The following is a 12,887-nucleotide window of genomic DNA, read 5'->3' as shown; positions in this document are numbered from 1 at the left end:
GTAGCGGGCGGCTCCCCCACCTCGGTGTCGCCTACGCCACCGCCTCCCCGGCCACGATCTCCCGTACCTCCCCCGCTTCCCGTACGGCCCCCGCGCCCCTTGCCTCCTCCGACCGCTGCTCGAACTGTGTGCGGTACAGCTCCGCGTACCGGCCGTCCGCCGCCAGGAGCTCGTCGTGGGTGCCGCGTTCGGCGATCAGTCCGTTCTCGACGACCAGGATGAGGTCGGCGGCCCGCACGGTGGACAGCCGGTGGGCGATGACCACCGCGGTCCGGCCCGCCAGAGCCTCGGTCAGCGCCTCCTGCACGGCCGCCTCCGAGGTGTTGTCGAGGTGGGCGGTGGCCTCGTCGAGGATGACCACCCGCTGGCGGGCCAGCAGCAGCCGGGCGATGGTCATGCGCTGGCGTTCGCCGCCGGACAGACGGTAGCCGCGCTCGCCGACGCCGGTGTCGAGGCCGTCGGGCAAGGAGCGCACGAGGTCGTCGAGGCGGGCCCGGCGCAGGACGTCCCACAGTTCCGCGTCGGTCGCCGCGGGCCGGGCCAGCAGCAGGTTGGCGCGCACGGAGTCGTGGAAGAGGTGGCCGTCCTGGGTGACCATGCCGAGGGTCGCCCGCAGGGACGCGGAGGTCAGGTCGCGTACGTCGACGCCGCCGATGCGCACGGCGCCCTCGTCGACGTCGTACAGGCGCGGCAGCAGCTGCGCGATCGTCGACTTGCCGGCGCCGGAGGAGCCGACGAGGGCGACGGTCTGCCCCGCCTCGGCGCGGAAGGAAACGCCGTGCAGGACCTCGGCGCCGTCGCGGGTGTCGAGTCCCGCAACCTCCTCCAGGGAGGCGAGGGAGACCTTGTCGGCGGACGGGTAGCCGAAGCGGACGCCGTCGAACTCCACGGCGAGGGGCCCCTCGGGCACCTGGCGGGCGTCCGGCTTCTCCTCGATCAGCGGCTTGAGGTCGAGCACCTCGAACACCCGCTCGAAGCTGACCAGGGCGCTCATCACCTCGACACGCGCCCCGGCGAGCGCGGTGAGCGGCGCGTACAGCCGGGTCAGCAGCAGGGCGAGCGAGACGACGGCGCCCGGCTCCAGGGTGCCCCGCAGGGCGAAGTACCCGCCGAGCCCGTAGACCAGGGCCAGCGCCAGGGAGGAGACCAGGGTCAGCGCGGTGATGAAGGCGGACTGCGCCGTCGCCGTACGGATGCCGATGTCCCGCACCCGGCCGGCGCGGGCCGCGAACTCCTCCGACTCCTGCTCCGGGCGGCCGAAGAGCTTGACCAGGGTGGCGCCAGGGGCGGAGAAGCGCTCCGTCATCCGGGTGCCCATCGCCGCGTTCAGCGTGGCCGCCTCCCGCTGCATACGGGCCATCCGGCTGCCCATCCGCCGGGCCGGCACCACGAACACCGGGAGGAGCACGAGGGCGAGCAGGGTGATCTGCCAGGACAGGGTGAGCATCACGGCGAGGGTGAGCAGCAGCGTGACCACGTTGCTGACGACACCCGAGAGGGTGTTGCTGAAGGCCCGCTGGGCGCCGATGACGTCGTTGTTGAGCCGGGAGACGAGCGCTCCCGTACGCGTACGCGTGAAGAACGCCACCGGCATGCGCTGCACATGGTCGAACACCGCCGTGCGCAGATCGAGGATGAGTCCCTCGCCGAGCGTGGCCGACAGACGTCTGCCGAGGATGCCGAACGCCGCCTCGGCCACCGCGATCAGGGCGATGAGCAGGGCCAGGCGTACGACGGTCCCCTGGTCGCCCCGTGACACGATCACGTCGACGACGCGCCCGGCGAGCACCGGGGTCGCCACCGCGAGCAGCGCGGTCACCACCCCGAGGGCGACGAACCGTGCGATACGGCGGCGGTGGGGCCGGGCGAACGCGCCGACGCGGCGCAGTGTCGCGCGGGCGAGCGGACGCCGCTCCTGCTGGGCGGTCATGACGCTGTGCAGCTGCGTCCAGGCGGTGGTCTCCATACTCATGGAGCAGAACCTAGAACCTCAAGCATCGTTGAGGTCAATGTGCGCACCCCGAAGGTCCCGCCGAGTCCGCCTCCCCACCCGCTTCCCGCTCGTAAGGCGCCGTCCCCGGTATCGCCACCGGCCGTTGGCGTGGCGGGGGGAACCTCTCCGGATGTGACCCCGGAAGCGACAGTGCGTCCGACAGCGGATGCGACAGTGGTCGAACTCCCCGATCCGCGGCCAGGACGGCTCCCGCGGCGCCTGCCCGTCCGCCAGGTGCTGTGCCTGCTGCCGGTGCTGCTCGTGGCGGTGGCCGCGGTACAGCACCGGTCGGTGCTGGCCGAGGGCTTCGCGCACCTGCGGAACGCCGAGTGGCCGTGGCTGCTGGCCGCGGTCGGCACGACCTGCCTGACCTGGGTCGCGGCGGCCGTCACCCGGCAGGGCGCGGTCGTCCAGCGGCTGCCGAGACGGCGGCTGCTCGCCACCCAGTTCGCGGCCGGAGCCGCCAACCACCTGTTGCCGACGGGCCTCGGGGCGAGCGCGGTGAACCTGCGGTTCCTGACGGTGTGCGGGGTCTCCCTGGCCCGGTCCTCCGCCGCGCTCGCGCTGTACATGCTCGCGGAGAGCGTCGCCCGGCTGGCCCTGCTCGCCGCCCTGCTCCTCGCCTTCCCGAACGCGCTGCGGCTGGGCGGCCTGCTGCCTTCGGGTGTGGCCGGTCCGCTGCTGTACGCGGTGGGCGGGGCCTTGGTCGCCGCGGCCGGGGCGGCGCTGTGCGTACGGCGGCTGCGCGCGGCGGTGGCCGCCTTCGTGCGCACCGCGCTGAGCGAGGCGCGCACGGTGCACTCCCGTCCGGCGCGGGCGCTGGCGTTGTGGGGCGGTTCGCTCGCCTTCCCGGCCCTTCAGGCGGTCTCCCTGGTCGCGGTGGGGCGGGCGCTGGCGCTGCCGGTGCCGTCCACGCACATGGCGCTGGCTTATCTCGCGGCCACCACCGCCGTCGCGCTGGTGCCCACGCCCGGCGGGTTCGGCTCGGTGGAGGCCGCGCTCGTCGTGGCGCTGGTGGCGGCGGGCGGGCCGGCCGCGGTCGTCACGGCGGTGGTGGTGGCCTACCGGATCATCACCGTGTGGCTGCCGCTGCTGCCGGGAGCGCTCACGCTGGGGGCGCTGGTGCGGCTGAAGGTCATCTGACTTCCGCCGCTTCACCCCGGCAGGCGGCCGGACCCTCGGCTCTCGCACGCTTCCGGCTCCCGTACGAGGTGACCGGGGAGTAACCTGCCGTCCCACCACGCAGCAGGAGGTCGCCGCCATGCCGGTCCGGATCGAGCACCAGGGGCACGTCACCACGGTCGTCCTGTCCCGGCCCGGGGCCCGTAACGCGGTGGACGGCCCGACGGCCGCCGAACTCGCCGACGCCTTCCGCCGGTTCGAGTCCGACGCGGAGGCCAGGGTGGCGGTGCTGTGGGGCGAGGGCGGCACGTTCTGCGCGGGCGCGGACCTGAAGGCGGTCGGCACCGAACGGGGCAACCGGGTCGCGCGGGACGGCGACGGGCCGATGGGGCCGACCCGGATGCGGCTGTCGAAGCCGGTGATCGCGGCGGTGGCCGGCCATGCCGTGGCGGGCGGTCTGGAACTGGCGCTGTGGTGCGATCTGCGGGTGGCGGAGGAGGACGCCGTGTTCGGTGTGTTCTGCCGCCGCTGGGGCGTGCCGCTGATCGACGGCGGCACGGTACGGCTGCCCCGGCTGATCGGCACCAGCCGCGCCATGGACATGATCCTCACCGGACGGCCGGTCCCGGCCCGTGAGGCGTACGCGATGGGCCTGGCGAACCGGGTCGTCCCCACCGGTCGGGCCCGCGCCGAGGCGGAGCGGCTGGCCGCCCGGATCGCCGATTTCCCCCAGGCCTGCCTGCGTTCGGACCGCGCCTCGATCCTGGACCAGGAGTCCCTGGACGAGGCGTCGGCCCTGCGCGCGGAACTCCGGCACGGCACGGACGTACTGGCCGAGGGTCTTGAGGGCGCGGCCCGGTTCACCGCCGGGGCGGGACGGCACGGCTCGTTCGCGGACGAGTGAGCCCGCCCTCCGGGTCCGGGCGGACCCCTGTCGAGTCGGGGCTCGCCACGAGATATCTTGATGTCGAGCAATGTTGCAGACGTGGAGCGGAGCACCCGGTGACTGACTCGACCATCATCTACACACACACTGACGAGGCCCCGGCCCTGGCGACGTATTCCTTCCTGCCGGTGGTCCAGGCGTACGCCTCGCAGGCGGGTGTCGCGGTGGAGACGCGTGACATCTCGCTGGCCGGGCGCATCATCGCCGTGTTCCCGGAGTACCTCACCGAGGACCAGCGGATCCCGGACGCGCTGACCGAGCTGGGCGAGCTCGCCAAGACGCCCGAGGCCAACATCATCAAGCTGCCGAACGTCTCGGCCTCCATCCCGCAGCTCAGGGCCGCGATCGCCGAGCTCCAGGGCCAGGGTTACGCGCTGCCGGACTACCCGGACGACCCGAAGAGCGACGAGGAGCGCGAGATCCGCGCCCGCTACGACAAGATCAAGGGTTCCGCGGTGAACCCGGTGCTGCGCGAGGGCAACTCCGACCGCCGCGCCCCCGCCTCGGTGAAGAACTACGCCAAGACCCACCCGCACCGCATGGGCGCCTGGACCGCCGAGTCCCAGACCAATGTGGCGACCATGGGCGCCGACGACTTCCGCTCCACCGAGAAGTCCGCCGTCATCGCCGAGGACGGCGCCCTGCGCATCGAGCTGAAGGGCGACGACGGCTCCACCACGGTGCTGCGCGAGTCCGTGCCCGTGCTCAAGGGCGAGGTCGTCGACGCCTCCGTGATGCGCGTCGGCGCGCTGCGCGAGTTCCTCACCGCGCAGATCGCCCGCGCCAAGCAGGAGGGCGTGCTGTTCTCCGTGCACCTGAAGGCCACGATGATGAAGGTCTCCGACCCGATCATCTTCGGTCACGTGGTGCGTGCCTTCTTCCCGAAGACGTTCGCGCAGTACGGCGAGGCCCTCGCGGCGGCCGGCCTGACCCCGAACGACGGTCTGGGCGGCATCTACAAGGGCCTGGAGAACCTGCCGGAGGGCGCCGAGATCAAGGCCTCCTTCGACGCCGAGCTCGCCGAGGGCCCGGAGCTGGCCATGGTCGACTCCGACAAGGGCATCACCAACCTGCACGTGCCCTCCGACGTGATCGTCGACGCCTCCATGCCGGCCATGATCCGCACCTCCGGCCACATGTGGGGCCCGGACGGCCAGGAGCACGACACCCTCGCGGTCCTCCCGGACTCCTCCTACGCCGGTGTCTACCAGGTCGCGATCGAGGACTGCCGCGCCCACGGCGCCTACGACCCGTCGACCATGGGCTCGGTCCCGAACGTGGGCCTGATGGCGCAGAAGGCCGAGGAGTACGGCAGCCACGACAAGACCTTCGAGATCCCGGTCACCGGCACCGTCCGCCTGGTCGACCAGGCCGGCAACGCCGTGCTCGAGCAGACCGTCTCGGCCGGTGACATCTTCCGCGCCTGCCAGACCAAGGACGCCCCGATCCGGGACTGGGTGAAGCTGGCCGTCACCCGCGCCCGCGCCACCGGCGACCCGGCCGTGTTCTGGCTGGACGAGGGCCGCGCCCACGACGCCAACCTGATCGCCAAGGTGAAGCAGTACCTGCCGGAGCACGACACCGAGGGCCTGGACATCCGGATCCTGTCCCCGGTGGAGGCGACGAAGCTGTCGGTGGAGCGCATCCGCCGCGGCGAGAACACCATCTCGGTCACCGGCAACGTGCTGCGCGACTACCTCACCGACCTGTTCCCGATCCTGGAGCTGGGCACCAGCGCCAAGATGCTCTCCGTGGTCCCGCTGATGGCGGGCGGCGGCCTGTTCGAGACGGGCGCCGGCGGCTCCGCGCCGAAGCACGTGCAGCAGCTGGTCAAGGAGGACTACCTGCGCTGGGACTCCCTGGGCGAGTTCTTCGCCCTGGTGCCGTCCCTGGAGCAGTACGCCAAGACCACCGGCAACGCCCGCGCCCAGGTCCTCGCCGACACCCTGGACCGGGCCACGGCGACCTTCCTCAACGAGAACAAGTCCCCGACCCGTCGCGTCGGCGGCATCGACAACCGCGGCAGCCACTTCTACCTGTCCATGTACTGGGCGCAGGAGCTGGCGAAGCAGACCGACGACGCCGCTCTGGCCGAGGCCTTCGCGCCGCTCGCCGAGACCCTCGCCGCCAACGAGCAGAAGATCGTCGACGAGCTGATCGCCGTCCAGGGCAAGCCGGTCGAGATCGGCGGCTACTACCAGCCCGACCCGGCCAAGGCCGCCGCGGTCATGCGCCCGTCGGCCACCTGGAACGAGGCACTGGCCGCCCTCTGAGCCGACCCGGGCCCCGGCAACCCCGCCGGGCGGCCCGACGACCCTCACCGCTCCGCCCCGACCGGCACCCCGCCGGCCGGGGCGGAGCCCTTTTGTGACGGCTGTGTGTCATCCCCGCTCCGGCGCTGGTGCGCCTCGGGGCCCTGTGCTTACCTGGTCGCATGATCGCGCTCGTGAGCCGCCGCCACATCGACTACGGACGTGTCACCAGCACGGGTTGTCGCCTCGCCCGCTGACATCCCCATGAGCTGACCATCCCACGGCGTATCCCGTTCCAGCTCGCCGGGTTTCCCTCGCTTCTCAGTCTTCTTCCTGTTCTTCCTGTTCTTCCTGCTTTTCTCTCACTCTCTTCTCCTTCCTCCCACAGGTCACGTACGCGCTCCCGCATGCCCCGCGACGTCCCCCAGGCACTCGGCCACCCGGCGCCCGGGACCTGCGGCACGCCCGTGGCGTCTCGCGCCGCCGCACTCCGTACGAGGAGCACCATGAGCGACCCCACCCAGCCCATCGACGCCGTCACCGCAGGTCACACGCCCGAGGAGGCACCCGCCGGCAGCGGCACCTCCGCATGGTCGTTCGAGACCAAGCAGGTCCACGCCGGGGCCGCGCCCGATCCGGCGACCGGCGCGCGGGCGACGCCGATCTACCAGACCACGTCGTTCGTCTTCCAGGACACCCAGCACGCCGCCGACCTGTTCTCGCTCGCCGAGCCAGGCAACATCTACACCCGCATCCACAACCCCACCCAGGACGTCTTCGAGCAGCGGATCGCGGCGCTCGAGGGCGGGGTCGCCGCAGTGGCGCTGTCCTCCGGGCAGGCCGCGGAGACGCTCGCGCTGCTGACGGTCGCGCGCGCCGGCGACCACGTGGTCTCCAGCACGTCGCTGTACGGCGGCACGTACAACCTGTTCCGGCACACCCTGCCGAAGTTCGGCATCGAGGTGTCCTTCGTGGACGACCCGGACGACCCGGACGCCTGGCGGGCCGCGATCCGGCCGAACACCAAGGCGCTGTTCGCGGAGACGCTGGGCAATCCGCGCGGCAACGTGCTGGACGTGCGGGCGGTCGCCGACGTGGCGCACACGGCGGGCGTGCCGCTGATCGTGGACAACACGGTGCCGACGCCCTACCTGCTGCGCCCGATCGAGCACGGCGCGGACGTCGTGGTGCACTCGGCGACCAAGTTCCTCGGAGGGCACGGCACCACCATCGCGGGTGTCGTGGTGGACGGCGGCACCTTCGACTTCGGCGCGCACGCCGACCGCTTCCCGGACTTCACCGAGCCCGACCCCAGCTACCACGGCCTGCGCTACTGGCCGGCGCTCGGGCCGGGCGCGTACGCCGCCAAGCTGCGGGTGCGGTTGCTGCGCGACCTGGGTCCCGCGCTGTCCCCGCACTCGGCGTTCCTGCTGCTTCAGGGCGTGGAGACGCTGAGCCTGCGCATCGAACGGCACTCCGCCAACGCGCAGGCCCTCGCCCAGTGGCTGGAGCTGCGCGACGAGGTGTCCGCGGTCCACTACGCGGGACTTCCCTCCAGCCCCTGGTACGAGGCGGGGCGCAGGTACCTGCCGCGGGGCGCGGGGGCGGTGGTCTCCTTCGAGCTGCGCGACGGGGTCGAGGCGGGCAAGCGGTTCGTGGACGGGGTGGAGCTGTTCAGCCACCTCGCCAACATCGGCGACGTACGGAGCCTGATCATCCACCCGGCGTCCACCACGCACAGCCAGCTGGACGAGGAGCAGTTGGCGGCGACCGGGACCGCGCCGGGCCTGGTACGGCTGTCGGTCGGCATCGAGAACCTCGCGGACCTCAAGGCGGACCTGGAGGCAGGCTTCCGCGCGGCCAAGGGGGCGTCCTGAACACCGTGCTCGCCCCGCACGCGGACGCGCTCCCCCACCCGCCGGCCTCGGGGGCCTGGCGGGAGGGGGACCCGCCGGGGCGCCGTCAGTGGCACACGCTCGGCCGCCCCCTGCCGCTGGAGGCGGGCGGTGAACTGGCCGGCGTGCGACTGGCGTTCGAGACGTGGGGGCAGCCCGCCCCGGACGCCTCCAACGCGGTGCTGGTGTTGCACGCGCTCACCGGTGACAGCCATGTCACCGGGCCGGCCGGGCCCGGTCATCCCACTCCGGGCTGGTGGGAGGGGCTGGTCGGGCCGGGCCGGGCGCTGGACACCGACCGGTGGTTCGTCGTCGCGCCGAACGTCCTCGGCGGCTGCCAGGGCAGTACGGGACCGGCCTCGCCGCGACCCGACGGGGCGCGGTGCTGGGGCGGGGCCTTCCCGTTCGTGACCCCGCGGGACCAGGTGGCGGCCGAGCGGGAGCTGGCGGACGCGCTGGGCATCGAGAGGTGGGCCCTGGTGGTCGGCGGTTCGATGGGCGGGATGCGGGCCCTGGAATGGGCGGTGTCGTACCCGGAGCGCACGGGTGCCCTGCTGCTGCTCGCCACCACGGCGGCGGCGAGCGCGGAGCAGATCGCCTGGGCCAACGTCCAGTTGCACGCCATCCGCAGCGACCCGCACTGGCGCGGCGGCGACTACCACGACACCGGTCTCGGACCGCACGCGGGCCTCGGGGTGGCCCGCCGTCTCGCCCATGTCACCTACCGCAGCGAGGCCGAACTCCAGCTCCGTTTCGGCCGTTCCCCGCAGGGCGACGAGCATCCGTGGCACGGTGGCCGCTACCAGGTGGAGTCCTACCTCGACCACCACGCGGGCAAGCTGGCGGGGCGGTTCGACGCGGCGAGCTACGTCGTCCTGACCGAGGCGATGAACGCCCACGACGCCGGCCGCGCCCGGGGCGGTGTGGGCGCCGCCCTGCGCCGGGTGACCGCCCCCACGCTGGTGGCCGGGGTCGACTCCGACCGCCTCTACCCGCTGGCCCAGCAGGCCGAGTTGGCCGACCACCTACCGGGCGCCGACCGCCTGCGGGTGATCGAGTCGCCGCACGGCCACGACGGCTTCCTGCTCGAGGCGGAGCAAGTGGGAGGGCTGGTACGGGAGTTGTTGGGGGCAGTCTGAGCCGCGTTGTCAGCGCGCCGGGTTGTCCGTGGGGCGTTGTCAGTGGGGTGCGGCAGGATGGGCGGGGCCATGGCGTCGAGACCCGCGTGGCGACGTGAAGAGAGACAGGAACAGCCCCCTATGCACGACACCCCGCCGTCCTTCGAACTGCTGCCAGGCACCGCCGAGTCGCCGGTGATCCTGCACGTGCCGCACTCGGCGCGGGCGATACCGGCCGACGTCCGGGCCGGGATCGTGCTGGACGACGCGGCGCTGGAGCGGGAGCTGGACCACATCACCGACGCGTACACCGACCGGATCGCCGAGGCGGCGGCCGCTCTGGCGGGCCTGACGCCGTGGCGGTTCGTCAACCGGCTGTCCCGGCTGGTGGTGGACCCGGAGCGGTTTCCTGACGAGCGGGAGGAGATGCTCGCGGTCGGGATGGGCGCGGTGTACACGCGGACCACGCACCGGGAGGTCCTGCGGCCGGCGGGCACCGACCCGGAGCCGCTGATCGAGCGGTACTTCCGGCCGTACGCCGAGGCGATGACGAAGGCCGTGGCCGACCGGCTGGCCGCCACCGGACGTGCCGTGATCATCGACGTGCACTCCTACCCGGGCGCCGCGCTCCCCTACGAGCTGCACGGCGGCGGTCCGCGGCCGCCCGTGTGCCTGGGCACCGACTCCTTCCACACCCCGCCCGCGCTGACCGAGCAGGCCCGCGCGGCGTTCGCGCGCTGCGGCACAACGGGGCTGGACAGCCCGTTCAGCGGCGCGTACGTCCCGTTGGAGTTCTACGGCGACGACGACCGCGTCGGCGCCCTGATGGTGGAGATCCGGCGGGACACGTACATGACCGAACCGGGCGGCGTTCCCTCGGCCCCCGGGCTGGACCGGCTCGCCGGGGCGCTGGCCGCCCTCGTCGACGGTCCGCACCGCTGATGTGCGCAGGACGGGCCGGGCCGGTCACGCCCGCAGCCACTCCGTGACCACGACCTCGGTGCCCGCGCTCAGCCGCAGCGCGAACGGGCCGGCGGGCGGTGTGTCACCGGTGAACCGGCCCAGTTCGTCGGCGGTGAGCACGGGGCCCGGCCGCCGCGGTCCGGCCAGCACCTCGATCCGGGCCGGCTGCGGCGGCAGCACCTGTCCCATCAGCCCGTCCCCGGTGACCTCGACGTCCACGGTCAGCTCACCGGCCTGGAAGGTCAGCATCCGCGGTGTGTCCATCGCGCCCCGGACCGGAATCGCGTCGGTCAGCGAGTCGAAGGTCAGCTCGGCGATCCGGGCGTCGAGCTGACGCAACGCGAAGGCCTCGACGGCGAGTTGCCGCAGCTCGTCGGGGACCGGGTCGAGGACGGCGGCGGCCTGCCGCAATTCCTCCTCCAGCAGCCGCGCGGTCAGCTCCTCCTCGTCGGGCGGGCCTTCCCGGCCGAGAAGCCCGTCGCCGGTGCCGTCGTTGTCACGGGTGTCGTTTCCGTCGTTCACACTGTCCCCCGTGCGTCGAGTCGTGCGCGCAGGCGCCGCAGACAGCGCTGGCGCAGTGGTCCGATGCTGCCCACGGCGACGCCGAGGGCCGCGGACACCTCCTGGTAACTGGGCGGCGGCGAGGCGATCAGCACCCGCAGCAACTGGCGGCAGCGGTCGCCGAGTTTCTCGAACTCCTGCCACAGCCTGCGGATCCGCTCGCTCTGCGCGGCGGCCTCCTCCGAGTCGAGCAGCGACTGCTCGGGCGTACGGTCCTCGCTGACCCGGTCGAGCAGCTGCGGATCGCTCGTCACCGTCAGCCGGCTCAGGCTCCTGAGCGTCTTCAGGCACTCGTTGCGCGCGGTGCTCGCCAGCCAGGAGCCCGCCTTGTCGGGTTCCCGGATCCGCCCGAGGTGCTGGGCGAAGCGGAACCAGACGGTCTGGTACACCTCGTGCCCGTCGGCGTCCGAGAGCCGGTGCGCGCGCACGACCGACCACACCAGCGGACTCAGTCCCTCCACGAGTGCCTTCCAGGCCGCCGCGTCACCGTCGACGGCGGACTGGACGAGCACGCCGACTTCTGCACGATCCACGGACCCACCCCTCGAATACGGCCTGCCATCGTACGCCGTGGAGGGGACGGTTCCGGACCTCATGCCGGTGGGGCGAGCCGGACCACCGGGACCGGACGCCAGGTCGGCGGACGCAGCGCCGGGACGTGCGCCCCGCGTACCTCCGCGTACTCGGTGTTCGACTCGAGCAGCTGGCGCCGGGCCGCGCGCGGGTCGCGCTCCTTGTGCGCGCTCATGTGCGCCGCGATCATGCCGGCCGCCACGGGAGTGGCGAAGGAGGTGCCGCTCCACTGCGCGAAGCCCTCGAACATCGCCCGGTCCGCCTTCGCCGGAGGGCTCTGCTCCGCCTCGCTGAGCACCCCGGTGTGCCGCGGGGACTGGCAGGTGCAGGCGTAGGCGAAGCCGAACCGGCAGTCGTCGTAGGTGGAGTGCTGGTAGACGTACGGCACGGGTGCCTCGAAGCCGGTGAGGGCGCTGGTCAGCCGCTCGCCCGGGGCGTACGCCCGTACCCAGGCGCCGTGGTTGCTGAAGCAGGCGCCGTGCTCGCCGTCGCCGCGCAGGGCGCCGACCGACAGCACGGAGTCGGCGTAGTCGGGCAGACCGGCGTAGGCGGCGGGCCAGAAGGGGGTGCCGCTGGCGTTGTTCCCGGCGGCCGCGACGAGCAGGGTGCCCCGGGCGCGCAGCTCCCGCATGAAGGCGTCCACCCCGAGCAGGCCGTCGGTGCGGCCGTTGGAGGTGCCCGCGGACAGGCTGAGGATGTCGGGCCAGCCGCCCGCGTCGACGGCTTCGAACAGCCGGTGGCCGAAGTCGGACTCCAGGACGGCGCCGGCGTCGTTGAGGGTGCCGCGCACGGTGATGTCGGTGTTGGGGGCGACGGCCGCGACCAGCCCGGCGATGAACGTGCCGTGGCCGACGTACTGCTGGAGGACGCCGGCCTCGTCGGTCTCCCGCACCTGCGCGTCGCCCTGGACGTGGGCCAGCGTCGGAACCGAGCGGTAGTCGTGCATGAGGCCGGTGTCGACGACGAGGACGCCGACGGCGGTGTCCTCGTCGTAGGCGGTCTCGGCGGGCGCCGGGTTGGGGCCCTCGGCGAACGGGGCGGGCACCGGCTCGTCGCCGGGGCAGGCGTTGACCGCGATCGACACCACGTGGTTGCGGCTCACCAGCCGCCGTCCGGCTCTGCCCTCGTGCTCGCGCAGGGCGCGCAGCGCGTGCGTGACGTCGAGGTCGCCGCCGCGGACGCCGCGGCCCGGGTCGCCGACCTGGATACGGGTGACGCCGGTGCGGTTGGTCTCCGGGCCCGCCCGGCGCACGCGGTCCGCGGTCAGGTCGGGCGCCGCGGCGAAGTGCGCGCGGACGGTGTCCTCGACCAGCCGGGCCTCCTCGCCGTCGCGGGCGAGGACGACGCCCTTCTCGTAGCAGAACTCGGCGGCGTCGTCCGGGCCCATCGCCAGCGGCACGTCCGGCATCGAGCGCTGGATCTGGGCGAACTGCTCGCTGAATCGCTGAGGTGCCATGGCGGATC

Annotated in this window: 10 protein-coding genes; 6 read left to right on the top strand and 4 right to left on the bottom strand. The window is 73.0% G+C overall.

Features of this window, described 5'->3' with window-relative positions; genetic code table 11:
- Positions 1–31: 31 nt before the first annotated feature.
- Positions 32–1,966 carry an ABC transporter ATP-binding protein gene (locus tag ACIHCX_RS08975; RefSeq protein WP_400028668.1) on the bottom strand — a complete coding sequence of 645 codons (1,935 nt, stop codon included), beginning with the start codon at positions 1,964–1,966 and terminating at the stop codon, positions 32–34.
- Between the two features lie 201 nt (positions 1,967–2,167).
- Between ACIHCX_RS08975 and ACIHCX_RS08970 the strand changes: the two genes are divergently transcribed.
- The 6 genes from ACIHCX_RS08970 to ACIHCX_RS08945 all read left to right on the top strand — a co-directional run bounded on the left by ACIHCX_RS08970 (position 2,168) and on the right by ACIHCX_RS08945 (position 10,268).
- Positions 2,168–3,136: a YbhN family protein gene (locus ACIHCX_RS08970; RefSeq protein ID WP_400028023.1), complete on the top strand. Its 969-nt coding sequence runs from the start codon at positions 2,168–2,170 to the stop codon at positions 3,134–3,136.
- Positions 3,137–3,254: 118 nt separating this feature from the next.
- Positions 3,255–4,019 carry a crotonase/enoyl-CoA hydratase family protein gene (locus ACIHCX_RS08965; RefSeq protein ID WP_400028022.1) on the top strand — a complete coding sequence of 255 codons (765 nt, stop codon included), beginning with the start codon at positions 3,255–3,257 and terminating at the stop codon, positions 4,017–4,019.
- 98 nt (positions 4,020–4,117) lie between these two features.
- Entirely contained in the window at positions 4,118–6,334 is a 2,217-nt protein-coding gene (locus ACIHCX_RS08960) for an NADP-dependent isocitrate dehydrogenase (RefSeq protein ID WP_400028021.1), read from the top strand.
- 485 nt (positions 6,335–6,819) lie between these two features.
- Positions 6,820–8,190, top strand: a complete 1,371-nt coding sequence (locus ACIHCX_RS08955) for a bifunctional o-acetylhomoserine/o-acetylserine sulfhydrylase (protein ID WP_400028020.1) — start codon at positions 6,820–6,822, stop codon at positions 8,188–8,190.
- Positions 8,187–9,347 (top strand): homoserine O-acetyltransferase, encoded by a 1,161-nt coding sequence (locus tag ACIHCX_RS08950; protein ID WP_400028667.1) that lies wholly within the window; start codon positions 8,187–8,189, stop codon positions 9,345–9,347. Before ACIHCX_RS08955 ends, ACIHCX_RS08950 begins: the two co-directional genes overlap by 4 nt.
- 120 nt (positions 9,348–9,467) lie before the next feature.
- Positions 9,468–10,268 (top strand): N-formylglutamate amidohydrolase, encoded by an 801-nt coding sequence (locus ACIHCX_RS08945; RefSeq protein ID WP_400028019.1) that lies wholly within the window; start codon positions 9,468–9,470, stop codon positions 10,266–10,268.
- A gap of 24 nt (positions 10,269–10,292) precedes the next feature.
- Here the strand turns inward: ACIHCX_RS08945 and ACIHCX_RS08940 are convergent, their stop codons facing one another.
- The 3 genes from ACIHCX_RS08940 to ACIHCX_RS08930 are packed head-to-tail and all read right to left on the bottom strand — an operon-like array spanning position 10,293 to position 12,879.
- Positions 10,293–10,811 carry a hypothetical protein gene (locus tag ACIHCX_RS08940; protein ID WP_400028018.1) on the bottom strand — a complete coding sequence of 173 codons (519 nt, stop codon included), beginning with the start codon at positions 10,809–10,811 and terminating at the stop codon, positions 10,293–10,295.
- Entirely contained in the window at positions 10,808–11,383 is a 576-nt protein-coding gene (locus ACIHCX_RS08935) for an RNA polymerase sigma factor (RefSeq protein ID WP_400028016.1), read from the bottom strand. The genes ACIHCX_RS08940 and ACIHCX_RS08935 overlap by 4 nt, the downstream gene beginning before the upstream one ends.
- Positions 11,384–11,442: 59 nt before the next feature.
- A complete protein-coding gene (locus ACIHCX_RS08930) occupies positions 11,443–12,879 on the bottom strand; it encodes a S8/S53 family peptidase (protein WP_400028014.1) in 1,437 nt (478 codons plus the stop codon).
- Positions 12,880–12,887: the final 8 nt, after the last annotated feature.

Source organism: Streptomyces sp. NPDC052043 (assembly GCF_044548235.1).
Classification (GTDB): Bacteria; Actinomycetota; Actinomycetes; order Streptomycetales; family Streptomycetaceae; genus Streptomyces.
Note: the sequence above shows the minus strand (reverse complement) of the source record. Positions and strands in the feature narration are given on the sequence as shown.

Coding starts and splice junctions, on each gene's coding strand:
- ACIHCX_RS08930 (WP_400028014.1), bottom strand. CDS start 12,879: ATGGCACCTCAGCGATTCAGCGAGCAGTTCGCCCAGATCCAGCGCTCG.
- ACIHCX_RS08955 (WP_400028020.1), top strand. CDS start 6,820: ATGAGCGACCCCACCCAGCCCATCGACGCCGTCACCGCAGGTCACACG.
- ACIHCX_RS08975 (WP_400028668.1), bottom strand. CDS start 1,966: ATGGAGACCACCGCCTGGACGCAGCTGCACAGCGTCATGACCGCCCAG.
- ACIHCX_RS08965 (WP_400028022.1), top strand. CDS start 3,255: ATGCCGGTCCGGATCGAGCACCAGGGGCACGTCACCACGGTCGTCCTG.
- ACIHCX_RS08945 (WP_400028019.1), top strand. CDS start 9,468: ATGCACGACACCCCGCCGTCCTTCGAACTGCTGCCAGGCACCGCCGAG.